The organism is Kitasatospora sp. NPDC023385 (assembly GCF_055664045.1).
This window is the reverse complement of record NZ_JBVOOL010000004.1, coordinates 74715-97896: the sequence shown is the minus strand read 5'-3', so window position 1 is coordinate 97896 and position 23182 is coordinate 74715. Positions and strand designations below refer to the sequence as shown.

22 protein-coding genes and 1 tRNA gene are annotated in these 23182 nt (G+C 73.6%); 14 read left to right on the top strand and 9 right to left on the bottom strand.

All coding sequences use genetic code 11. From position 1 onward, the window contains the following. Positions 1-225: 225 nt before the first annotated feature. From AC0B61_RS08615 to AC0B61_RS08590, 6 genes are all read left to right on the top strand, one after another. A complete protein-coding gene (locus AC0B61_RS08615; protein ID WP_471739876.1) occupies positions 226-1599 on the top strand; it encodes an ABC transporter substrate-binding protein in 1374 nt (457 codons plus the stop codon). 142 nt (positions 1600-1741) lie between these two features. Next, positions 1742-2725, top strand: a complete 984-nt coding sequence (locus tag AC0B61_RS08610) for a carbohydrate ABC transporter permease (protein WP_471739875.1) — start codon at positions 1742-1744, stop codon at positions 2723-2725. A 5-nt stretch (positions 2726-2730) separates the two neighbouring features. Beyond that, positions 2731-3588 carry a carbohydrate ABC transporter permease gene (locus tag AC0B61_RS08605; RefSeq protein WP_471739874.1) on the top strand — a complete coding sequence of 286 codons (858 nt, stop codon included), beginning with the start codon at positions 2731-2733 and terminating at the stop codon, positions 3586-3588. A gap of 60 nt (positions 3589-3648) precedes the next feature. Further along, positions 3649-5115 (top strand): glycoside hydrolase family 1 protein, encoded by a 1467-nt coding sequence (locus AC0B61_RS08600; RefSeq protein WP_471739873.1) that lies wholly within the window; start codon positions 3649-3651, stop codon positions 5113-5115. A 125-nt stretch (positions 5116-5240) separates the two neighbouring features. After that, positions 5241-6245 (top strand): LacI family DNA-binding transcriptional regulator, encoded by a 1005-nt coding sequence (locus AC0B61_RS08595; RefSeq protein WP_471739872.1) that lies wholly within the window; start codon positions 5241-5243, stop codon positions 6243-6245. Positions 6246-6387: 142 nt separating this feature from the next. Beyond that, entirely contained in the window at positions 6388-6969 is a 582-nt protein-coding gene (locus AC0B61_RS08590) for a hypothetical protein (RefSeq protein ID WP_471739871.1), read from the top strand. A gap of 40 nt (positions 6970-7009) precedes the next feature. Here AC0B61_RS08590 and AC0B61_RS08585 read toward each other — a convergent pair whose 3' ends face one another. From AC0B61_RS08585 to AC0B61_RS08565, 5 genes are all read right to left on the bottom strand, one after another. Next, the gene (locus tag AC0B61_RS08585) at positions 7010-7492 is read right to left on the bottom strand and encodes a hypothetical protein (RefSeq protein WP_471740103.1); all 483 of its coding nucleotides are present in this window, start codon (positions 7490-7492) and stop codon (positions 7010-7012) included. 339 nt (positions 7493-7831) lie between these two features. Continuing rightward, a tRNA-Met gene (locus tag AC0B61_RS08580) sits at positions 7832-7908 on the bottom strand. A 65-nt stretch (positions 7909-7973) separates the two neighbouring features. Then, a complete protein-coding gene (locus AC0B61_RS08575) occupies positions 7974-8462 on the bottom strand; it encodes a hypothetical protein (protein ID WP_471739870.1) in 489 nt (162 codons plus the stop codon). Beyond that, the gene (locus AC0B61_RS08570; RefSeq protein WP_471739869.1) at positions 8459-10930 is read right to left on the bottom strand and encodes a molybdopterin oxidoreductase family protein; all 2472 of its coding nucleotides are present in this window, start codon (positions 10928-10930) and stop codon (positions 8459-8461) included. Before AC0B61_RS08570 ends, AC0B61_RS08575 begins: the two co-directional genes overlap by 4 nt. Positions 10931-10963: 33 nt before the next feature. Further along, a complete protein-coding gene (locus AC0B61_RS08565) occupies positions 10964-11128 on the bottom strand; it encodes a hypothetical protein (protein ID WP_471739868.1) in 165 nt (54 codons plus the stop codon). Positions 11129-11293: 165 nt separating this feature from the next. Between AC0B61_RS08565 and AC0B61_RS08560 the strand changes: the two genes are divergently transcribed. Continuing rightward, on the top strand, positions 11294-11923 hold the full coding sequence (locus AC0B61_RS08560) for an HAD-IIIA family hydrolase (protein ID WP_471739867.1): 630 nt from the start codon (positions 11294-11296) through the stop codon (positions 11921-11923). Positions 11924-12151: 228 nt separating this feature from the next. Then, a complete protein-coding gene (locus tag AC0B61_RS08555; RefSeq protein ID WP_471740102.1) occupies positions 12152-14311 on the top strand; it encodes a catalase in 2160 nt (719 codons plus the stop codon). A 137-nt stretch (positions 14312-14448) separates the two neighbouring features. On the opposite strand, the gene AC0B61_RS08550 is transcribed toward AC0B61_RS08555, so the two are convergent. Then, entirely contained in the window at positions 14449-14907 is a 459-nt protein-coding gene (locus AC0B61_RS08550; protein ID WP_471739866.1) for an SRPBCC family protein, read from the bottom strand. A gap of 157 nt (positions 14908-15064) precedes the next feature. Here AC0B61_RS08550 and AC0B61_RS08545 point away from each other — a divergent pair, with 157 nt between their 5' ends. From AC0B61_RS08545 to AC0B61_RS08535, 3 genes are all read left to right on the top strand, one after another. Next, positions 15065-15952: a Rieske (2Fe-2S) protein gene (locus AC0B61_RS08545; RefSeq protein WP_471739865.1), complete on the top strand. Its 888-nt coding sequence runs from the start codon at positions 15065-15067 to the stop codon at positions 15950-15952. Between the two features lie 243 nt (positions 15953-16195). After that, positions 16196-16861, top strand: a complete 666-nt coding sequence (locus tag AC0B61_RS08540; RefSeq protein ID WP_471739864.1) for a HemK2/MTQ2 family protein methyltransferase — start codon at positions 16196-16198, stop codon at positions 16859-16861. 43 nt (positions 16862-16904) lie between these two features. After that, the gene (locus tag AC0B61_RS08535) at positions 16905-17105 is read left to right on the top strand and encodes a CDGSH iron-sulfur domain-containing protein (RefSeq protein WP_471739863.1); all 201 of its coding nucleotides are present in this window, start codon (positions 16905-16907) and stop codon (positions 17103-17105) included. On the opposite strand, the gene AC0B61_RS08530 is transcribed toward AC0B61_RS08535, so the two are convergent. The 3 genes from AC0B61_RS08530 to AC0B61_RS08520 all read right to left on the bottom strand — a co-directional run bounded on the left by AC0B61_RS08530 (position 17102) and on the right by AC0B61_RS08520 (position 20030). Then, the gene (locus AC0B61_RS08530; RefSeq protein ID WP_471739862.1) at positions 17102-18043 is read right to left on the bottom strand and encodes an iron-containing redox enzyme family protein; all 942 of its coding nucleotides are present in this window, start codon (positions 18041-18043) and stop codon (positions 17102-17104) included. The genes AC0B61_RS08535 and AC0B61_RS08530 overlap by 4 nt on opposite strands. Positions 18044-18313: 270 nt before the next feature. Continuing rightward, positions 18314-18991: an HAD family hydrolase gene (locus tag AC0B61_RS08525; protein WP_471739861.1), complete on the bottom strand. Its 678-nt coding sequence runs from the start codon at positions 18989-18991 to the stop codon at positions 18314-18316. 118 nt (positions 18992-19109) lie between these two features. After that, entirely contained in the window at positions 19110-20030 is a 921-nt protein-coding gene (locus AC0B61_RS08520) for a SigB/SigF/SigG family RNA polymerase sigma factor (protein WP_471739860.1), read from the bottom strand. Positions 20031-20320: 290 nt separating this feature from the next. Between AC0B61_RS08520 and AC0B61_RS08515 the strand changes: the two genes are divergently transcribed. From AC0B61_RS08515 to AC0B61_RS08505, 3 genes are all read left to right on the top strand, one after another. After that, positions 20321-20644 (top strand): plasmid stabilization protein, encoded by a 324-nt coding sequence (locus AC0B61_RS08515; protein ID WP_471739859.1) that lies wholly within the window; start codon positions 20321-20323, stop codon positions 20642-20644. Between the two features lie 378 nt (positions 20645-21022). Beyond that, entirely contained in the window at positions 21023-22096 is a 1074-nt protein-coding gene (locus AC0B61_RS08510; protein ID WP_471739858.1) for a PHP domain-containing protein, read from the top strand. Positions 22097-22159: 63 nt separating this feature from the next. Beyond that, positions 22160-23131 carry an SDR family NAD(P)-dependent oxidoreductase gene (locus AC0B61_RS08505; RefSeq protein ID WP_471739857.1) on the top strand — a complete coding sequence of 324 codons (972 nt, stop codon included), beginning with the start codon at positions 22160-22162 and terminating at the stop codon, positions 23129-23131. Positions 23132-23182 lie beyond the last annotated feature (51 nt).

Sequence of the window (23182 nt, the reverse complement as noted above, 5' to 3'; positions counted from 1 at the left end):
CGGTCCGGTAACGGAGCCGTAGCACGCCCTTGACACGCCTCGTGCGGCAAAGCAATCTTCCCACATCGCAGTGGGAGCGCTCCCACACACTCTCCGACCCCGTTACGAGCACCACCCGCCACCCGTTGCGCGGCGCAGCCATGGACCGGCCATGGACCGGCCACGGACCAGCCACGGACCAGCCACGGACCAGCCACGGACCAGCCTGGACAAGGAGATTCGGCCATGAGGAACCCCGGCACCACCCCCGGCGCCACGCCCAGCTCCACCCGCGTCGGCAGAGCCGCCGCCACCCGCCCCGTACGCAAACCACTGTCGAGCGCCGCAGCAGCGGCCCTGTGCGCCCTGCTGGTCGCCGGCTGCAGCAGCTCGGGCTCCGGCTCGGCCACCGGCGCGGCCTCCGACACCAAGATCACCCTGACCGTCGGCGACTACGGCACGTTCGGCTACAAGGAGGCCGGCCTGTTCGACGCGTACATGCGGGAGCACCCCGGCACCACCATCGTGGAGCACACCGTCCAGCAGGAGACGGACTACTACCCGGCCCTGCAGACCCACCTCGCCTCCGGCAGCGGCCTGGACGACATCCAGGCGGTCGAGGTCGGCCGGATCGCCCAGGTGGTGAAGAAGCAGGCGAACCGGTTCGTCGACCTCGGCACGGCGGACGGCGTCGACAAGGCCGCCTTCCTGCCGTGGAAGTCGCAGCAGGCCACCACGTCGGACGGCCGCACCATCGGCCTGGGCACGGACATCGGCCCGATGGCCATCTGCTACCGCAAGGACCTGTTCCAGCAGGCCGGGCTGCCCACCGACCGCGACCAGGTGGCCAAGCTCTGGCAGGGCGACTGGACCAAGTTCGTCGAGACCGGAAAGCAGTACCAGGCCAAGGCACCCGCCGGCACCTTCTTCACCGACTCCGCCGGCGGCCTGTTCAACGCCGTGGTGGCCTCCAGCACCACGCAGTACGACAACAGCAGCGGCCGACTGGACTACAAGAACAGCCCCACGGTCAAGACCGCCTGGAACCTGGCGACCGGTGCGGTCCAGGCCGGGATCAGCGCCGGGCTCAAGCAGTTCGACACGCCGTGGTACCAGGCGTTCGCCAACTCCAAGTTCGCCACGGTCGCCTGCCCGTCCTGGATGACGGCCATCGTCGCCGACAAGTCCGGCAGCGCCAACAAGGGCAAGTGGGACATCGCCACCGCCCCGGCCGCCGGCAACTGGGGCGGCTCCTTCCTCGCCGTGCCCAAGTCCGGCAAGCACCAGAAGGAGGCCGCGGCACTCGCCGCCTGGCTCACCGCGCCCGCGCAGCAGGCCAAGGTCTTCACCACGGTCGGCAACCTGCCCTCCAACACCAAGGCGCTGAGCCAGCCGGAGGTGCAGACCGCCAAACTCGACTTCTTCGGCGACACGCCCACCGGCCAGATCTACGCCGCCACCGCCCAGTCCATCCAGCCGACCGTGATCGGCGAATGGGACGGTCTGGTCAAGGACAGCCTCACCAACGGCGCCCTGCTCAGCATCGAGCAGCACCAGAGCGACCCCGCCAAAGCGTGGAGCGACGCCGTCAAGGAGATCGACGACAAGGTGAGCGACTGACTCGCCCGCCCATCCGTCCTGGTCCAGTCCGGCCCCGCCCAGCCCTGTCCGGTCCTGTCCGGCCCCGCCCGGCGACACCTGACAACACCCGGTCCCGTCCGGTCCCGCCGGGACAGCCCCGCTCATCAGAGAGGTCGCCCCCATGCTCGACGAGGCCGTCCCGGCCGCCACCCGCGGCACGCCACGCCCCGCTCCCCCGCCGCCCCGCCCCTGGCGCGCCCGGCTCTACCGGTGGGACCTGAAAGCCTCGCCGTACCTGTACGTCGCGCCGTTCTTCGTCTGCTTCGTGGCGTTCGGCCTGTTCCCGCTGCTCTACACGGGCTGGGTGTCGCTGCACAGCGTCGACCTGCAGGCGCCCGACCAGATGCAGTGGCGCGGCTTCGACAACTACACCCGCCTGCTCCACGACGACCTGTTCTGGAACGCCCTGCGCAACACCGTCACCGTGGGCCTGCTGTCCACCGTGCCGCAGTTGCTGATGGCACTCGGCCTCGCCCATCTGCTCAACTACCGGCTGCGCGGCCGGGGCTTCTTCCGGATCGCGATGCTCGCGCCCTACGCGACGTCGATCGCGGCGGCGACCCTGGTGTTCACGCTGCTGTTCGGGCGGGACTACGGGATGATCAACTGGCTGCTCGGCCACCTGGGCCTGGGCCCCGTCGACTGGGAGGGCGGCACCTGGAGCTCCCAGATCGCCCTCTCCACGATCGTCACCTGGCGCTGGACCGGCTACAACGCCCTGATCTACCTCGCCGCCATGCAGACCGTCCCGCACGACCTGTACGAGGCGGCCGCGCTCGACGGCGCCAACCGCTGGCAGCAGTTCCGGCACGTCACGGTGCCGTCCATCCGGCCCACCATCCTGTTCACCATCGTGGTCTCCAGCATCGGGGCCACCCAACTCTTCGGCGAGCCCCTGCTGTTCGGCGGAGGAGCGACCGGCCACAGCGGCGGCTCGGCCCACCAGTACCAGACCCTCGGGCTGTACCTGTACGACCAGGGCTGGTACGCCTTCCACCTCGGCCGGGCCGCCGCCGTGGCCTGGACGATGCTGCTGATCCTGCTGGCCATCGGCGCGCTCAACCTCGCCCTGGTCCGCATCCGCCGTGCCCGGAACGGGAGTTGAGGACCATGGCCGTCAAGCTGGGACGGCGCGCGGGAGCGCGCGGCCTCACCGGAGCCGGACCGGTCACGTACGCGGTGCTGATCGTCGTCGCCCTCCTCTCCCTCTTCCCGTTGTACTGGACCCTGGTCGGCGCCTCGACCTCCGGCGCCCGGATCGCGCAGACCCCGCCGCCGCTGCTACCCGGAGGCAGCCTGTGGCACAACCTCGACATCGCCTGGAACCAGGTCCACATGGGCCAGGCGCTGCTCAACTCGTTGGTGGTGGCGTCCTGCGTGACCGCCAGCACGGTGCTGTTCGCCACGCTGGCCGGCTTCGCCTTCGCCAAACTGCCGTTCCGGGGCCGCGGCGCCCTGCTCAGCCTGGTGGTGGCGACCATGACCGTGCCCGCCCAGCTCAGCGTCATCCCGCTGTACCAGATCATGGCGAAGCTGCACTGGACCGACCAGCTGCAGTCGGTGATCCTGCCCAACCTGGTGGCCGCGTTCGGGGTGTTCTTCATGCGCCAGTTCCTGTCGGAGGCGTTGCCGATCGAACTGGTCGAGGCGGCCCGGATGGACGGCGCGAGCAGCCTGCGGATCCTGTGGAGCGTGGTGCTGCCGATCGCCCGGCCCGGCATGGCCGTGCTCGGCATGCTGGTCTTCGTGCAGTCCTGGAACGACTTCTTCTGGCCGCTGATCGCGCTGAGCCAGAGCAATCCCACCGTCCAGGTCGCGCTGGCCGGCCTCGGCGGCGGCTCGTACGACTCCGACCAGGCCGTCATCCTCACCGGCTCGCTGCTCGGGACCGCACCGCTGCTGCTGGTGTTCGCCGTCCTGGGCAGGCAGGTCGTCGGCGGAATCACCGCCGGCGCCGTCAAGAGCTGAGCTCGCACAGACCTGACTTATCGTCAACTTCCTTTCCCACCAGAAGTGGAGCAGCCATCCGTGACTGCCGCACGGGCCCAGACGGCCCCAGCCGATACCGCCGTTTCCGCCTTCCCCGCCGGCTTCCTCTGGGGAGCCGCGACGGCGGCGTACCAGATCGAGGGGGCCGTCGACGTGGACGGCCGGACGCCCTCGATCTGGGACACCTTCAGCCGGACCCCGGGGCGGACGGCCGGTGGCGACACCGGCGACCGCGCCACCGAGCACTACCGCCGCTACCCCCAGGACGTCCGGCTGATGGCCGAACTGGGCCTGCGCGCCTACCGGTTCTCGGTGTCCTGGTCCCGGGTGCAGCCGACCGGACGCGGACCGGCCGTCGAACGGGGCCTGGACTTCTACCGGCGCCTGGTGGACGAGCTGCTGGACCACGGCATCGCGCCCGCCGTCACGCTCTACCACTGGGACCTGCCGCAGGAGTTGGAGGACATCGGGGGCTGGCCGGCCCGCGACACCGCGAGCCGGTTCGCGGACTACGCCGCACTGGTGGCGGAAGCGCTCGGAGACCGGGTCGGCATCTGGACCACCCTCAACGAGCCCTGGTGCTCGGCCTTCCTCGGCTACGGCTCCGGGGTGCACGCCCCGGGCCGTACCGACTGGGCGGCCGCCCTGCGCGCGGCCCACCACCTCAACCTCGGCCACGGCCGTGCGGTCGAGGTGCTGCGCGCGGCCCTCCCCCGCGACGCGCGGATCGCCGTGTCGCTCAACCTGCACGAGGTGCGGCCGCTCACCGGGTCGGCGGCGGACCGCGAGGCCGCCCGCCGGATCGATGCGGTGGGCAATCGCGTCTTCACCGGGCCGATGCTGAAAGGGAGTTACCCCGAGGACCTGCTCGCCGACACGGCGCACCTGGTCGACTGGCCGACGCTGGTCCACGACGGCGACCTGGCCGCGATCGCCCGGCCGATCGACCTGCTGGGCGTCAACTACTACTCACCGACCGTCGTTTCGGCCCTCCCGGACGGACAGGCCCCGGACTCCGTGGCCGCCGCCCGCGACGCCGGCCACGGCGACGGCGCACAGTCACCCTTCGCCGGCTGCGCCGACGTGCTCTTCCACCGCGCACCCGGCCCGCGCACCGCCATGGGCTGGCCTATCGACCCGGCCGGCCTGTCCGACCTGCTGCTGCGCCTCCACCGCGAGCACCCCGGGCTGCCGTTGATGGTCACCGAGAACGGCGCGGCCTTCGACGACCGGCTGACGCCCGGGGGCAGGGTGCACGACCCCCAGCGCATCGACTACCTGCGCGAGCACCTGGACGCCGTCCGGCGGGCGATCGCCGCCGGCGCGGACGTCCGGGGCTACTTCCTCTGGTCGCTGATGGACAACTTCGAGTGGGCGTACGGCTACGGCAAGCGGTTCGGCCTGTACTACGTGGACTACGCCACCCAGACCCGGACCGCCAAGGACAGCGCCCGGTGGTACGCGGAGGTGATCCGCCGCGGCGCGCTGCCCGACGACCCGGCGTGAGCGGGAGTGTCCGATCCCTTGACGCTGCCCGTTCAACCCACCACGCTGGCCCAGGTGGTGGCCCGGTACGGCCGACGGGTCCGAGGGTGTAGTTCCCGTGCCGAGGACCGATTCAGGACGGCCCCATGCCCCAGCCCATCCGCAGCAACGACGCCGCTCCGACGCTGGCCGAGGTCGCCCGTCACGCCGGTGTCTCCACGGCGACCGCCTCCCGGGTGCTCAACCGTTCAGCCCGGGTCTCCACCGAGGTGGCGGCCCGGGTGGAACGGGCGGCCCGCGACTTGGCGTACGTCCGCCGCCGGGCGCCCAGTGCCCGGGAGACCGGCGTGGTGGCCGTCGTGGTCTTCGCGGACCCCCTGCAGTACCACGCGGACGCCTTCCCCGCCCGACTGCTGGCCGGCCTGCGGCGCGCCCTGCCGGGCGGCGAACGGGAGTTGGCCGTCTTCACGGTGCCCAGACGGTCCCGGCGGCCGCCACTGGTGCGCTACCTGTGCGGCGGCCACGTCGACGGCGTCCTGCTGGTCGGCCCCTGGGGGGACAGCGCGCTCGCCCGGCTGCTGCACGCCGCCCGGGTGCCAGTGGTGTCGCTCGGCCGGCCCCCGGAGCCGGGCACAGTGGCGTTCGTGGACGCGGACAACCTCACCGGCGCCAGGGACGCGGTGCGGCGGCTGTGCGCGTCCGGGCGCCGCTCGGTCGCCACCATCGCCGGGCCGCCGGACACCGCCGCCGGCGCGGACCGGCTGGCCGGCTACCACCAGACGGTGACCGCGATGGCCGCGGCCCGGCCCGCCGTGGCGTACGGCGACTTCAGCAGCGCCTCCGGGGAGCATGCGATGCAGCGGCTGCTGGACCAGCGCCCCGAGGTCAACGCGGTGTTCGCCGCCTCCGACCAGATGGCCGCCGGAGCCCTCCGGACCCTGCGACGGCGCGGCCTGCGGGTACCCGAGGACGTCGCACTGATCGGCTTCGACGACTCCCCCGTCGCGGCACGGTGCCGCCCGGGCCTGACCACCGTCCGCCAGCCGGTGGAAGACCTCGGCTCCCGCGCCATGAACCTGCTGCTGCGCAACCCGACACCCGGCGAATCAGAGGTCCTCCCCACCCACCTGGTCATCCGGGCCTCAGGCTGAACACACCGCCCGCCGCTTGGGCTGATAGCCGCCCACCGCCACGGGTGTCCCCGCCCCCGGGAGCGGCCTGGTCGGGGCGCCGTGCCATGCTGGCTGACCACCGGCGACCATGATCGCCGGGGTCCGAGTGGAAAGGGACACGATGCGCATCCCCTGGCGCCGACGGCCGGTCGGCCGGTCACGGCGGCTCCTCGACCTGGCGGGTGTCGAGCGCCGGTCGGTGGACGAGGCCGACGACCTGGACGTCGCCCGGCAGGTCGCCTTCCGGGCGGCCCGGCGGGACCACGGTGCGACCGCCGAGATCCTCGCGGTCGTCGAGGAACTCCTGGACGACGAGGCCGAGTACGAGTTCGTCGTCGGGTTCCTGGAGAACCTCCAGAACCTGGTGTCCCACCGCCTCGCCACGCTTCGGCCTCCCGAGGAGGTACGCCTGCTGCTCGGCCCCCGGAGCACGGTCTGCTGGGACACCGTCACCGATTTCTGGGGCGCGGTGGCGGACTGGCGGGCTCACACGGGCGTGCCGCTGGAATCCGCCGCCGAACTCCTCGGCCTGGAGCACGAAGGCCTGCGCATGCTCCTGTGGACGGCGAACCGCAGCCTCCCGACGGGCGAGAAGCTCGGGATCGCCGACGCCCTGCGCTACGAGAAGGCCGCCGGGGCGCCCATCCCCGGGTACAGCCACATCGCGGTCGCACTGCACATCGCCGGGCAGGCCGGGCCCTGACCCAGGCGCCGGTGCCGGCGGCGGGACGCAGGGGCGCACGTCAGTCCTCGTCCAGCTCGGACAGGGCCTTGGTGATCAACAGGGTGGCGAAGTCGTTGCCGTTGCCGGAGATCCGGTTGATGTACTCCGCGAGCATGACGGCCATCGCTTCCAGGGGGTTCATCTCGGCCTTCGTCCAGGGACCGTACTGAGCGCGCCACAGTGTGGGACTCAGGCCGGTGCCCGCGGCGACGAGCAGGGCGGCCATGGTGGGGATGACCTCGGGACGGAAGGTCTTGGGCATCATCCTCATCGTGGCCACGAGGCTGGGCACGACGTGGTCGACGGCGTCCTCGTCGTGCTGCTCGAAGGCCGACCGCAGCCACTCCATGAACATGTAGATGAGCGTGCAGGCGCCGTCCAGCAGCGCCTTGGCCTCCGCGGGGCTGAAGGACGCGGCGATCTGGTCGACCATCCGCTGCTGTTCGGGGTCCGTCGCGGACTTGCCGTCGTAGATGGACTTGAGCCGGGAGTCGATCACCATGAGTGCTGCACTCACGTCCCCGACGGGAGCGTGCTGGGGGTCGCAGGACGACACGGGGCTCCTTCTCAACCGGCCATGCCAGGTGGCGTGTTCGCTCCCAGGATAGGCGGCCGACCGGATGCGGTCCGGCGGATCCCTGGTCTGTGGGCCCGGTGGCGGCGGCAGCGGACACGACCGGGTGCCGGGAAACGCGAAACGGCGGAACACCCGTTCGCCGCCCCGCCGTTCGTTCGTGGAGCCGTTCATCCGGCGAGTCGTTCGTCCGGCACACCCTCGCTGAATGCCCCGACAACGACGAAGCCGGGACTGATGCTTGTCTGCATCAGCCCCGGCTTCTGGTGGTAGCGGGGACAGGATTTGAACCTGCGACCTCTGGGTTATGAGCCCAGCGAGCTACCGAGCTGCTCCACCCCGCGTCGTTGAACATGACACTACGCGGAAGTCGCCGAGATGGGAAATCGACGGCGTTCACCGACCGTGCTCAGAGGCTGCTGAGCAGTTGCGGCGCCAGGGTCTTGACCATGGTGTTGGTCCAGCGCATCTGCCGCAGCGTCTCGGGGTGGCAGGCGGTGGCGAGTGCCAGCAGCGGGGCGTCACCGGTGGCCTGCGCGACCTGGGCGAGCATCTCCCAGTGCAGGGAGTTCGCGGTGGCGGCCAGGTGGAGCTCCCGCAGGTCGTGGAGCAGGAGCAACCCGGGTTCGCGGGAGGCGAGCGCTTCGGCGGCCGTCCCGGCCGGTGCAGCGGCCGTCCCGCCGACCGGCCCGCCGTCCGGACCGGGCAGGTCGAGCCCGTGGTGGCGGGCGGCGTCGGCGATCCGGCGGGTGTGCTCGTGGGACCACCGGGCGAGGTCGGTGGCGACGTGGTGGACCTCGTGGTCGGCCCGGTGCCGTTCAGCCGCGGCGAGGAGGTCGCGTTCGAGCCGGCGTTCGCCGTCGTCCAGGGCGCGCAGGGTGACGGTGATGCCGTTCACGGCCGGTCCTCCTCCTGGTCGGCGGTCTGGGTGGCGACGGCGTCGGGACCGCCGGTGGTGGGCGGGGCTGCGGCCGGGTCGACGGGGGCGGAGGCCGTGGTGGTGGGTGCGGGGGCCGGGTGGCCGTCGGCGCGTTCGAGGAGGGTGAGCCGGGCGGTGGCGGTCTTGAACAGTGGCTGTTTGGAGACCGGATCCCAGTCGCTGACCGTGGTCTCGTTGGCGGCCCGCCCGCCGTCCGGGCCGGGCCGGTTCCCCGCCGGGGTGTCCCAGTAGCCGTAGTGGAAGGGCAGGAAGACCAGGCCGTCGCGGATGCCGGTGAGCCTGAGCCGGCCGCGCACCGAGCCGCGGGGGCTGGTGACTTCGACCAGGTCGCCCTCGCCGAGGTTCCGGGCCGCGGCCTCGGCGGCGGACAGTTCCACCCACATCTCGGGTGCGGCGGCGTTGAGTTGAGGGGTCCGGCCGGTCTTGGTGCGGGTGTGGAAGTGGTAGAGGGTGCGGCCGGTGGTCAGTTGCAGCGGGTAGTCGTCGTCGGTGTCCTCGTGCGGGGGCAGGTACTCGGCGGCTTTCAGCACGGCTTTGCCGTCCGGGTTGAGCGCGCGGTACTCGGTCTCGGAGACGGAGGCGCCGGTGGCCAGGTCCTTGCCGTACGTCTCGCAGGTGTCCGGCGCGGCCCAGCCGATGCCGTCGGTGTGGAGCCGTTCGGTGCCCGCGGGCGCCTCGCGGGTGCAGGGCCACTGGATGCCGCCGGCGTCGCGCAGCAGGTCGTAGCTCAGCCCCGTGTAGTCGCAGGGCCGGCCGCGGCTGCACTCCTGCCAGGCCTGGAAGGCGGTCGGCGCGTCGTGCCAGTGCACCAGCGGGCGGTCGTCCTTGTCGCGGAAGTCCATCCGGCGGGCGTAGTCGAGGAAGATGTCCAGGTCCGGCCGGGCGTCGCCGGGCGGTTCGACGGCCTGCTCGCAGAGGTGGACGGTGCGGTCGGCGTTGGTGAAGGTGCCGGTCTTCTCCGCCCAGGTCGCGGCGGGCAGGACGACGTCCGCGAACCGGGCGGTCTCGGTGAGGTAGAGGTCCTGGACGACGGTGAACAGGCTTTCCCGGTCGAGGATGCCGCGGATGCGGTGGAGTTCCGGGAGGGAGACGGCGGGGTTGGTGCCGGAGATCCACAGCAGGCCGATGGAGCCCTGTTCGGCGTACCGGAAGATCTGCATCGCCGGGGTGGGCGGCGCGTAGTGCGGGATCCGGGAGGGCTCGACGTTCCAGATCCGCGCGAGGTCGGCGACGTGCCGCTCGTTCTCCCAGTTCCGGAAGCCGGGCAGGTCGCCGTCGGCGCCGCACTCGCGGGTGTTCTCGGCGGTCGGCTGCCCGTTCATCTGCAGCACGCCGCAGCCGGGGCGGCCGAGCATGCCGCGGATCAGCTGCAGGTTGTTGACCTGGCAGGCCGCGGCGGTGGCCTGGTGGGACTGGTAGACGCCCTGCAGCACGGTGGACAGCAGCCGCTCGGCGTCGCCGATGACCTCCGCCGCCTGCGCGATCCGGCGGGCCGGCACGTCGCACACGGCGGCGGCCCAGGCGGGGGTGCACCCGGCGACCCGCTCGGCCAGCTCGTCGAAGCCGACGGTGTGGCGCTCGACGAAGTCCCGGTCGACGCGGTCGGTGCGGATGACCTCGTGCAGCAGGGCGTTGAGCAGGGCGACGTTGGTCCCGGCGCGCGGGGCGAGGTGGACGCGGGCACGGCGAGCGACCGGGGTCGGCCGCGGGTCGACGCACACCAGCCGGGGCGGTTCGGCGCCGGCCAGCCGGTCCAGGACGCGCATCCACAGCACCGGCTGGGTCTCGGCCATGTTGTGGCCGAACAGCGCCAGCGTGTCGCAGTGGTCGACGTCGGTGTAGGAGGCGGGCTGGCCGTCGCAGCCGAACGTCTCCTTCAGCGCCTCGGCGGCCGTCGCGGTGCACAACCGGGTGTTGCCGTCGAGGTGGTTGGTGCCGATGCCGGCCCGGGCGATCACCGCCAGGGTGTAGTACTCCTCCAGGAAGAGCTGCCCGCTGGTGTAGAAGCCGATGGAGCCCGGGCCCCGCTCGCCCAGCAGGTGCCGGGACCGCGCCACCACGGCGCCCATGGCGGTGTCCCAGTCGGTCTCGACCAGGCGGCCGCCGCGGCGCAGCAGTGGGCGCGTCAGCCGGTCGTCCGCGCGGTTGGCCTGCCAGGCGAACAGGTCCTTGGGCCCGAGTCGGCCCCGGTTCACCCGGTCCGCGGCCCGCCCCCGCACGCCGACGATCCGCCCGTCGGCGACGGCGACGTCCATGGCGTCCCCGTTGGAGTGCAGCAGCGACGCCGTCGGCACCCACCGCTGCACCGCGTCGGCGGTGGCGCCGGGCTCCAGGAAGGCGTCCACCCGGGCCGGCCAGCGCCCGCCGGGGGCGTAGGGGGTGCGGTCGCCCCACGGCTCGGCGATCCGGTCCACGCGGTCCCGCATGTCACACCTTCCAGTCGCAGACGGGCTCGGGGGTCAGCTCCGGAGACAGGCTCGAGGGTCAGTCCTCCAGTGCGTCGGCGATGCGGTGCAGCCGCGCTCGCCCTCGCGCTCGCGCTCGACGAGCGCCCGGTACTCGCGGAACAGGTGGCGGACCTCCTTGTGGTCCTCCCGCAGCAGGACGATGGCATCGTTCGACATCGCTCGCCTCCTCCTCGACGGCTCCGCTTGTACGGCCACCCCGCCGCCCGGACGTGTCCCCGGCCGCCCCGCGGTCAAACGCCGGCGCCTTGTTTGGCACTCCGCGCGGTGGCAACCCGCAGGGGCATGGCGTACCTCCGAGGGCCCGTAGCGACCGTGCCGACCGTGCTGACTGTTCCGCCCGTTCCGCAGCCCGAGCCGCCCGGTCCGCGCGACCGGCCCGGCCCGTGGCTGTTCGTCCGCCCCGGTGGGGCCACCACCGGTGTGCCGGCCGGGGCCGTGCTGTTCGGCCGCGACGGGACGCTCCTCCAGGACGTCACCTGCAACGGCGATCCCGGGATGGTTCACCCCATGACGGGCGTCCGGGCGGCGCTCGCGGCGCTGCGTGCGGCCGGTTTCGCGCTCGGTGTGGTGAGCAACCAGCCGGGTGTCGCGCGCGGTCTGATCGGGCCGGCCCAGGTCGAGGCCGTCCAGTCCCGGGCCGAGGCGCTGCTGGGCCCGCTGGACGTCTGGGCGGTCTGCCCGCACGGCCCGCACGACGGCTGCGCCTGCCGGATGCCCGCCCCGACGCTGGTGACGGCGGCGTGCCGGGCGCTCGGTCTGCCGCCCACGCGGGTGACGGTGATCGGCTGCAGCGACGCGGTGGTCGTCGCCGCCCTGGCGGCCGGCGCGCACGCGATCCGCGTGCCCGAGGCGGCGCCACCGACGACCACCGGGTGCCCGCCCTGCACCCTGGCCACCTGCCGCACCGCCGACGGGCCCGAGCAGGCCGCCGAGCTCCTGCTCAGGCGCTGAACTCCGCGCGCCGCGCGCCGATCGCCGATCGCCGACCGACGTGCCGAGCGCCGACCGGGCCCCTGGCGCCGGCAAGCCCCCAGCATCCCGCCCCTCCCGCCCCGACTCCAGGACGGAGAACACACGATGCCCCTGCCCCCCGGAACCCCCGAGCCGGTACCTCCGACGTCGCAAGCACCCGGCGCCCGGGACTCCACGAACACCGCGGCCGCCACGGACGCGGCCGCCATGGACGCCGTCAAGGACGCCAAGGACGCCGCGCTCGAAGCCTTCCGCGCCCCCGACCCGAACGGGCCGCTCACCACCGACCAGGGCGTGCGCGCCGACGACACCGACAACTCCCTCATCGTCGGCAACCGCGGCCCCACCCTGCTGGAGGACTTCCAGCTGCGCGAGAAGATCACCCGCTTCGACCACGAGCGCATCCCCGAGCGGGTGGTGCACGCCCGCGGCGCGGGGGCGTACGGCTTCTTCGAACCGTACGAGTCGCTGGCCGAGTTCACCTGCGCCGACTTCCTCCAGGAGCCGGGGCGCCGCACCCCCGTGTTCGTCCGTTTCTCGACCGTGCAGGGCCCGCGCGGCTCCGCCGACACGGTGCGCGACGTCCGCGGCTTCGCGACCAAGTTCTTCACCCGGCACGGCAATTACGACCTGGTCGGCAACAACATTCCGGTGTTCTTCATCCAGGACGCGATCAAGTTCCCGGACTTCGTCCACGCGGTCAAGCCCGAGCCGCCCAACGAGATCCCCACCGGCGCCTCCGCGCACGACACCTTCTGGGACTTCTGCTCGCTCCAGCCCGAGTCCACCCACATGCTGATGTGGGTGATGTCCGACCGGGCCATCCCGCGCAGCTACCGGATGATGCAGGGCTTCGGCGTGCACACCTTCCGCCTGGTGAACGGGGACGGGCGCGGGATCTTCGTGAAGTTCCACTGGAAGCCGCTGCTCGGTGTCTGCTCGCAGGTGTGGGACGAGGCCCAGATCACGGCCGGCCGCGACCCCGACTTCCACCGCCGGGACCTGTGGGAGGCGATCGCGGCGGGCGACTTCCCCGAGTACGAGCTCGGCGTCCAACTGATCCCGGAGCAGGACGAGTTCGCTTACCCCTTCGACCTGCTGGACCCGACCAAGCTGGTCCCGGAGGAGCTGGTGCCGGTCCGCCCGGTCGGCCGGATGGTGCTGGACCGCAACCCGCAGAACTTCTTCGCCGAGACCGAGCAGGTGGCCTTCCACACCGCCAACGTCGTGCCCGGCATCGACTTCACCAACGACCCGCTGCTGCAGGGCCGCAACTTCTCCTACCTCGACACCCAGCTGATCCGCCTCGGCGGCCCCAACTTCGCGCAGCTGCCGGTCAACCGGCCGCTGGTCGATGTCCGCAACAACCACCGCGACGGCTACGGCCAGCAGGTCATCCACCCCGGCAGCAGCTACACGCCCGCGTCCGTCGGCGGCGGCTGCCCGGTCACCATGGGCGGCGGCCACCTGCCCGAGGGCGTCTTCGAGCACTACCAGGAGCGGATCGACGGCACCGCGATCCGCCGCCGCAGCCCCAGCTTCGCCGACCACTACAGCCAGGCGACGCTGTTCTGGCGCAGCATGGCCGACTGGGAGCAGCAGCACATCGTCGAGGCCTTCTCCTTCGAGCTCGGCAAGGTCGAGGAGCCGGAGGTCCGCCGCCGTATGGTCGCCAACCTGCTGCGGGTCGACGCCGGCCTGGCCGCGGAGGTCGCCCGCCGCATCGGCGTGCCCGAGCCGGACGCCGAGCCGGAGCCCGCGCCCGGGAACCCGTCCGCGCAACCGGGCGGCGAGGCGGACGACGAGACGAGCGGGCAGACGAGCGGCCGGCCCGACGACCAGGCGAGCGGCCAGGCGAACGGACCGGAGGTCTCCCCCGCGCTGAGCCTGGAGAACCTGCGCGCCTCCGGCATCCGTACCCGCAAGATCGCCGTCCTGACGGCCCCGGGAGTGGCGGGCGACCAGGTCCGGGCCGCGCACGAACAGCTGGGCGCCGAGGGCGCCACCGTGGAGACGCTGGCCGCGCAGGGCGGTCATGTCCTCGCCGGCGACGGCGGGCACCTGGCCGTGGACCGCGCGCTGCCCACCACCGCCTCGGTGCTCTACGACGCGCTGGTGGTCCCGGACGGCTGCGAGCCGACGCTGTCCGCCGATCCGGACGCCGTCCGCTTCCTCACCGAGGCCCTACGGCACGGCAAGCCGGTCGCGGTGCTCGGCTCGGGCGTCGAGCTGTCCCGGGCGGCCGGTTTCGGCGACCCGGGCGGCCTGGCCGGCGTGGCCTCCCATCCGGCGGGCGAGCCGGTCGGCCCGGCGTTCTGGACCGAGTTCACGGGCCTGATCGAACAGCACCGCTTCCCGGCCCGCTGACGGATGAGGCCTGACGGATGAGGCCTCGGCCGCCCCACGCATCGGCCCCCGCCCACTCGGGCGGGGGCCGATGCATCGCAATGGCTCAGGGGCTCCTGCGGGACTACGGGACTACGGCGGGATCACGGGAGACGGGATCAGCCCGGGCTGATCCGGCCCCGCCAGCCGCCTTCTTCCCGACCGCGCTCCTCGATGAACTCCTTGAACCGCTTCAGGTCCCCCTTGACCCTCCGGTCGACCATTCCGACCATGTCCCCGGCCTTCTCGACCATGCCCTCGGGTTTGAAGTCGATGGCCATGTTGACCCGGGTGTGGCTCTCGTCGAGCCGCTGGAAGGTGACGACGCCCTTCTGGTCCACCTCGCCGTCCGTGGTCCGCCAGGCGATCCGCTCGTCGGGCAGCTGGTCGACGATCTCGGTGTCGAACTCGCGGCTGACGCCGCCGATGCTGGTCCGCCAGTGGTTGTGGCGGTCGTCCAGCTGGGTCACCGAATCGACGCCCTCCATGAAGCGCGGGAACTCCTCGAACTGGGTCCACTGGTTGTAGGCGGTGTGCAGCGGGACGTCGACGTCCACCGACTCCTTCACGATGCTCATCCGGGGCCTCCTCGCTGGGTACCGGCCGGGCCCTTCCCGGCCGTCCGCGCGTCTGCCCGCTCGCTACCGGTGTAACCGTCCGTTCCCGGTCCGGCCCGCGCCGCAGGCTCACCCGGACGCGGGGTTTGGCGCGCCGGTGTCCGGCTAGCCGCCCGGTATGGACATCTCACCCCTGCACACCCGACGGTGGTCCCGCCGCCTGCGCCGCGCCCTGGACGCGCCGGAGCACTGGGACTTCCTCGACGCCCCGGCCGGGCCGCTCGCCGACGCGGCCGAGGCCCTGCCGCTCGGCCCGTACCGCGACGCCCTGCACGGCGTGTGGCTCGGCCATCCGCTCCACCCGGCCCTGGTCCAGTTCCCGCTCGGCTGCTGGACGTCCGCCGCCCTGCTGGACTTCACCCCGGGCGGGCGCCGGTCGGCGAGCGCCCTGGTGGCGGCCGGACTGCTGGCCGCCGGGCCCGCCGCGCTCACCGGCTGGGTGGACTGGGCCCGGCTCGACCCGCCGCGCCGCCGCACCGGCCTGGTGCACGCGCTCTCCAACACCACCGGGGTGCTGCTGTACGCCGGGTCGCTGCTGGCCCGCTGCCGGGGCCACCGGGCCCGGGGCCGGCTGCTGGGCCTGGCCGGGTTGACCGCCGTCTCGGCCGGGGCCGCGCTCGGCGGGCACCTGGCGTACCGGCAGGCCGCCGGCCCGGACCGGGCCGCCGCCGTCCCCCGGCTGGCACCGGCGGACTGGGTCGGCCTCGGCCCGCTGGAGGACTTCCCGGACGGCCGGCCGGTGCGCCGGACGACCGGCGAGCTGGCCGTGGTCGTCGTCCGGGACGGGGAGCGCTGCCACGTGCTGGCCGAGCGCTGCGCGCACCTGTCCGGGCCGCTCTCCGAGGGCACCGTCGTCGACGGCTGCCTGCGCTGCCCGTGGCACGGCAGCGAGTTCCGGCTGCGGGACGGCGAGGTGGTGCACGGTCCGGCGACCGCGCCCCAGCCGGCGCTGGAGTCCCGGGTGCTCTCGGGGCACCTGGAGGTGCGGCTGCCCGGAGCCGGCTGACCGGCGCTGCCCCGGGCGGGGCGTTTCGCCTCCGCGACCGGGGGCAGCCGCCTGGGAACCGCGCAGGAGGAGAGCCATGATCGCCGCCATCCCCGATCTCCCGCCCCGTGCTGCCGCGCCGCAATACCGGTGCCGCACCGGGGGCCCGGACACCGGCCGGGCGCGGTCGGTGCGGACAGCGCAGGCAGCGCGCACAGCACGGCCGAGCACCGCCGGCCGCGGCCGTCCCGGAAGGGGCCCGACATGCTGCTGATCCGCCCCCCGGGGGTCTATTCGCCTCAGGCCGACACCCGGCTCCTGGCCTCGTGCGTGCGCCGCGAGCGCCTGGACTCCTCCGGCCGGGTGCTCGACCTGTGCACCGGCACGGGGGCCGTCGCCCTCGTGGCCGCCGGAACGGGCGCGCGGGTCACCGCGGTGGACCTGTCCGTCCGCGCCGTCGCGACCGCCTGGCTCAACGCCCGCCTGCACCACCGCCGGATCCGGCTGCGCCGGGGCGACCTGCTGGCCCCGGTCGCCGACGGGCGGTTCGACCTGATCACCGCCAACCCCCCGTACGTCCCCGTCGATCCCGCCGCCCGCGCCGCTCAGGCACCCGGCCACGGCGCCGCACTCGCGTGGGACGCCGGGCCGGACGGGCGGCTGGTCCTGGACCGGATCTGCCGCACGGCCCCGGGCCTGCTCGCCCCCGGCGGCGTGCTGCTGCTCGTGCAGTCCTCGCTCGCGGACGTCCCGGCCACGCTGGCGCTGTTGCGCGCGGCCGGGCTGCGTACGGGCGTGGCGGCGCGGCGGCGGCAGTCCTTCGGGCCGGTGATGACCGCGCGGGCCGCGCTGTTCGAGGAGCGCGGGCTGATCCGGCCGGGCGAGCGCGAGGAGGAGCTGGTGGTGGTGCGCGGTGTCCGCGAGCGCTGACCGGGAGAGGCCCCTAGTGGTGGGCCGGGAAACGCCCCGGGCGGTGGAGCGGGAAGCGACCCGGGTGGTCGTCGTCCAGGGCGGTCCACTGCTGGTGGAGGGGCCGGTGGAGGTGGTCCTGCCGGACGGCACGGTACGGCTCTCCGAACGCCCGGTGGTGGCGCTGTGCGCCTGCCGCCGGAGCCGGACCTACCCCTTCTGCGACACCAGCCACCGCAAGCGCGGGCGGCCTGCGTCGGCCTAAGCCAGCCCGTCGGGCAGGGGTGAGCGCAGGGAGGTGTCCCCGGCCCGCCAGCAGCCGAGCAGGTGGTCCGAGAAGCGGCCGTCGACCACCCCGGCGGCGGCGATGCCGAACGCCACGTCCGTGCTCGACTCGGGCTCGGCGGCGATCAGTTCCTCGATGACCCCGCGGCGCACCAGTTGCTCGTGGACGGCGTCCGCCTCGATGTGTTCACGGTAGAACAGGGTGCCGTCGGGGCCGCCGCCGAGCCGTTCCAGGGCCTTGGCCAGGCGGGCGGAGCCGGGCGAGGAGGTGATCTCGATGGTGGCGAACTGCCCGACCGCCGCGCCGCGCAGCGCCCGGTGCAGGCCGAAGAGCGTCATCAGGTTGACGACGGCCAGGGTCGGCGCCGGGATCAGGTCGAGGTAGTGCCGGTAGCCCGGGTCCAGGCCGAAGGCGGCCATCATCCCGGCGAACAGCAGGGCGTGGGCCCGCTCCGGCCGCCCGGCGCCGTACTCGTCGTACGTGATCGCCATCAGCACGGCCTGCGCGGGCCCGTGGATCCTGGGCAGCAGCCACAGCTGCGGGTCCGCCTCCTTGAGGTGGTAGAGCGAGCGGTGCACCAGGTACTCGCGGGCGTGCCGGCGGTCGCCTTCGGCCAGCAGGAAGTACGAGGGGCCGGTGCCGTCGGGCGGTTCCGTCAGCAGGCGTTCCAGCGCCTCCCCCAGGGGCGGGACGGGCTCCGATTCGGCACGGACGGCGGCAAGGAAGGGACGCTCCAACGCCTGTCGCAGCCGCAGGAGTTCGGGATCCCACTCCCAGCCGGGATCGACGCCCGGCAGGCCACGGTCGTGGAGTTCGTAGCAGAGGTACAGGGCGAGCTGGTGGTCCTCGCCCCACGGGTCGTCGAGGGGCCCGGGCAGGTCGAGGAGCCGCCCGGCGCCGGGCGGTCCGGAGTTCACCAACCCGAGTACCGCCGCCGACAGCGGACCGCGCGGGGTGGGTCGGCCGCTCAGCGCCCGCTCCTCCCCCGACCGCCGACCCCACCGTCCTGGCCGCTCCGACCGCCCTTCGCCGAGCGGTGTCGCCTGCTCCCGACCGTCCATGCCGTCAGCCCTCCTCGCACCGGTGTCTGCTCCCCGACCCGTCGAGGCGGATGCCCGCGACGGGCGGATGCTAACGCGACGGTCGGCCGCGAGGCCTGGATCGGGACTGGCTCAGGGCCCCGTCCGTCACCGCGCGGACCGCTGCACGAGCAGGCTCCGGTCCAGGTCGGCCAGCAGCTCGGCGGTGTCGCGGTGGACCTCGGCGGCGCCCGCGCCGAGGAGTTCCTGGGCGGCGAAGCCGCCGCTCTCCACGGCGACGCAGGGCACGCCGGCCCGCTGGGCGGCGACGACGTCCCAGACCGTGTCGCCGACGAACACCGTGTCCTCCGGGGCCGCGTCCGCCAGGTCCAGGGCGGCCCGGACGAGGTCCGGCGCGGGCTTGGTGGCGGCCACGTCGTCGGCGGTGGTGGCGGCCGCGATCACGTCGTCGGCGTCCAGGACGCGGCGCAGCACGGCCAGCTCCCGCTCCGAGGCGGAGCTGGCCAGCACGATCCGCCGCCCCCGGGCAGCGCAGGCGCGCAGGAGCTCGGCGGCACCGGGCAGGGGCGTGATCGCCGGCCAGTGGGCCGCGTAGAGCGCGTCGTGGGCGGCGGTGATCGCCTCGTCGTCGCCGCGGTCGCGGTCGTGGCCGAGCAGGTGGTCGAGCAGCTGGTCGGCGCCCATGCCGACGGCCCGGTGGGCCTGGGCGGCGGGCACCGTCCGGTCGTACTGGCGCAGGGCCTCCCACCAGGCGAGGGCGTGGAAGTAGGTGGTGTCGAGCAGGGTGCCGTCGACGTCGAAGAGCGCCGCCGCAGTCGTGGTCACCAGGATCTCCTTCGGTCGGCCGGGCAGGGCGGGGCAGGGGTGCGCACGGACGCGCCCGAGCGGGATTCGCGCGGGCCGGCGCGTCCGGCGGCCTTTGTCCGGATTCCGGTTCTCGGCCTTATTCCGGTTCGTCGGCGCCGTCGGACCAGCCGGGGGCGTCGCTGTCGTCGAGCTGGCGGCGCAGCTGCGCCAGGGTGGCGGTGAGCAGCCGGGAGACGTGCATCTGGGAGACGCCGATCCGCTCGGCGATCTGGGACTGGGTGCAGCCGTCCCAGAACCGGAGCTTGAGCACGGTCTGTTCGCGCAGCGGCAGGTCGGCCAGCAGCGGGCGTACGGCGGTGCGGAAGTCGGCGAGTTCGATGCCGGGGTCGCAGTCGCCGAGCCGGTCGAGCAGGGCGCTGCCGGCTTCGTCGGTGTCCTGGTCGCGCAGCGCGTCCAGCGAGTTGGGGCGGTAGACCCGGCCCGCCATCAGCCCCTCGGTGGCCTGTTCGACGGTGAGGTGCAGGCCTTCGGCGATCTCCTCGGGCTGTGGCAGCCGGCCGAGTTCCTGCTCCAGCCGGTCGGAGCCGCGGGCGACGGTGAGGTAGAGCTCCTGCATGCTGCGGGGTACCCGCACCGGCCAGGAGGTGTCGCGGAAGAACCGTTTTATCTCGCCGATGATGGTCGGGATGGCGTAGGTGACGAACTCGACGCCGCGCTGCGGATCGTAGCCGTCGACGGCCTTGATCAGTCCGACGGTGCCGACCTGGAGGATGTCGTCCATGTCCTCGGCCCGGTGGCGGAAGCGGGCGGCGATGAACCGGACGAGCGGCATGTTGAGCTCGATGATCGTGCCGCGGACGTAGCTGTACGCGTGGGTCTCCCGGGCGAGACCGGCCAGGCGCTCGAACAGCGCGTCGCTGAGTTCACGGGCCTCGCTCTTCCCCATCGACCGCAGTTCGGCCTCGGTGGGCCTGGGCGGCAGGTCGGGCGGGAGGTCGGGCGGCCGGCCCGGGGGTGTGATGGCGTCCCGGTGGGCGGTTTCCAGTCGAGTGGACACGTCGATTCTCCTGGACGACGGGGCAGCCGCCCGACGGCGTGTACGGGCTCTCGCCCGTACGCCTCGGGAGGCTTCTTCCCCATGACCTGTGCCCGGCTTCTGCAAGCGCGGGCCCCGGTGGCACCCGGTGGGTGCTGGGGCGGCCGGATCGGTCTCGGCCGCTGCCTTGACTGTTCTACCCGACATACGACCCTGAATTCATGTTTCGCGCGTTTTCTTATGGTTCGTCCGGGTAGTCGCGCCGTCGCAACGTCTCGCGACGACCACCGCTACGAGAGGAGGGGGCAGCTATGCCCCGAGGATCCAGCCCCAAGCGGGAGCGCCAGTACGAGCACATCAAGGACAGCGCGCTCGACCGGGGAGAGAGCGAGAAGCGCGCCGAGGAGATCGCCGCCCGGACGGTGAACAAGGAGCGCGCCCGACACGGCGAGTCGAAGACCGCGAGCCGCAGCTCCCTCAAGGACGTGTCCTCGGGCCACCGCGGCGGCAAGCGCTCGCACCAGGGCGCCCAGGGACCGACCTACGACCAGCTGTACAACGAGGCCAAGCACCGCAACGTCAAGGGCCGTTCGAAGATGAACAAGAGCGAGCTGGCCCACGCGCTCGGTCGCTGACCGGAACCCGCCCGACACCGGCCCCGCCGCGGCCCACGCCTTGCAGCGGGGCCGGGCGGTGATTTCCCTGGACCCCCGTGCCGCAGTGGTTGAGCGCAGGGGGTAAGCGCAGGGGTTGAGCTGGGGAAACGCGCCGTCGGAGCACGTTTCGCCGGCACCCGCCCGGCAACACGCCCGGCATGCAGAACCACCCGTGTCCGGGGCCTCGCCCCGCGCTCGTCCCCGGGGGCGCACCGGCCTCCCCGGGCTCTGCGGCCGGACCGGCGGCCTCCTCACCGCTCCGCCACTGCCGCGCCCTGCACCGCCGCGGCCGGCTGACCGCCGTAGTCGACGAGCTCGCGGCGGTCACCGCCGCGGCGGCCTGAGGCGGCCACCGCCGTGGACCCTGCGGAGGCGCTGCGGCGGATCGCCTTCCTCCTGGAGTACAACGGCGCCTCGCCCTACCGCGTCCGGGCGTTCCACACGGCCGCCGACGCGGTCCGCGACCTGCCGTCCGGGCCGGTGGACGCCGCCCGGGCCCGGCAACTGCCGGGTGTCGGCCCGGTCACCTCCGAAGTGATCGCGCAGGCCTCGACCGGCGCGACACCCCCGTACCTCGCCCGCCTGGAGGCCGAGGCGGGGCCCGCGGGCGCGGCCGGGTGGCGGCTGCAGGCCGCGGCGCAGGGCGACTGCCACCTGCACTCCGACTGGTCGGACGGCGGCCACCCGTTCGAGGAGATGGCCGGGGCCGCCCGCGCGCTCGGGCACCACTGGGCCGTGCTCACCGACCACTCCCCCCGGCTGACCATCGCCCACGGCCTGAGCCCCGAACGGCTGCGGCGCCAGCTGGACGCCGTCGCGGCCTGGAACGCGCAGGACGGCCCGTTCCGGCTCCTGACCGGGATCGAGTGCGACATCCTGGAGGACGGCTCCCTCGACCAGGAACCGGAACTGCTCGCCCGGCTCGACGTGGTGGTGGCCTCCGTGCACTCGAAGCTGCGCTCCGACCCGGAACCGATGACCGCCCGGATGCTGGCGGCGGTCCGCAATCCGCGCACCAACGTCCTCGGGCACTGCACCGGCCGGATCGTCACCGGGCGCGGCCGGCCACCGTCCCGCTTCGACGCCGAGGCCGTCTTCACGGCCTGCGCCGAAGCCGGGACGGCCGTGGAGATCAACTGCCGCCCCGAGCGCCGAGATCCACCGGACGACCTGCTGCGCCTGGCCGCCGACACGGGCTGCCTGTTCACCGTCGACACCGACGCCCACGCGCCCGAGCAACTGCACTGGTTCACCTCCGGCTACGCCCGCGCCGCCCGGCTCGGCCTCGGGCCCGAACGCCTGGTGACCACCTGGCCGCGCGACCGCCTGCTGGCCTGGGCCGCCGGAACCGTCGGAGCCGCCGGAGTCACTGAGGCCGCCGGAGCCACCGCCGCGACCACCGAGGCCGCCGACGCCGCGCCGCGCGTTTGACGGCGGCCCCCACGGACAGACGCCCAGGCGTCCGACCGCCCCCGATCGAGGAGGTCGCATCCGATGCACGGTAACGGCAAGGGTGTTCTGACCGGACGCACCGCCCTGGTGACCGGCTCGTCCCGCGGGCTGGGCCTGCTGATCGCGGGCGAACTCGCGGACCGCGGCTGCCGGGTGATGCTCACCAGCCGGGACGAACTCGGCCTGGAGCGGGCCGTCCGGCGGCTGCAGGGCCGCCCCGGCGAGGTCGCCGCCACGGCCTGCGACCTGGTGGACCCGGAGGCGCCGGCCACGCTGCTCGCGGCCGTGCGGGACCGCTTCGACGCCGAGGTGGACCTCCTGGTCAACAACGCCGGCGTGATCCAGGTGGGCCCGGTCGCGGCGATGCAGGAGCAGGACTTCCGGCGGGCGCACGAGCTGATGACGATGGCGCCGCTGCGGCTGGTCCAGGCGGTACTGCCCTCGATGCGGGCCCGCGGCGCGGGCTCGATCGTCATGATCAGCTCGATCGGCGGCCGGATCCCGGCTCCGCACCTCCTGCCGTACGTGATGGCCAAGTTCGGGCTCACCGGCCTCTCCGAGGGGCTCGCCGCGGAGCTGGCGCAGTACGGGATCCGGGTGACTACCGTCCTGCCGGGGCTGATGCGCACCGGCTCCCACACGGCGGCCGAGTTCGCCGGGCAGGCCGGGAACGAGTACGCCTGGTTCGCGACCGCCGCGTCGCTGCCGCTGGTGTCGATGGACGCCCCCCGGGCGGCCCGCCGGATCGTCCGGGCGGTCGAGGGTGGGCGCCGCGAGCTGGTACTGACCCCGCTTGCCAAGGCCGCCGTCCTCGCCCACGGGGTCGCGCCGGCCACCACGAACCGGCTGCTCGGCCTGACGGCCCGAGCGCTGCCGTCGGCCGGTCCGGCGCCGGAGCACGGGGTGCCCGGCGCCCTGGCGGCGGCCCGGCACCGGCGCGGCGGACCGGTCCACCGGCTCACCGCCCTGGGGCGCCGGGCGAGCCGGGCGCACAACGAGCCCACGGCGTCCTGAAGGGTGCCGGGGGGCGGGCCTGACCGCCGCCCGGCCCGGCCCGACCGAAAG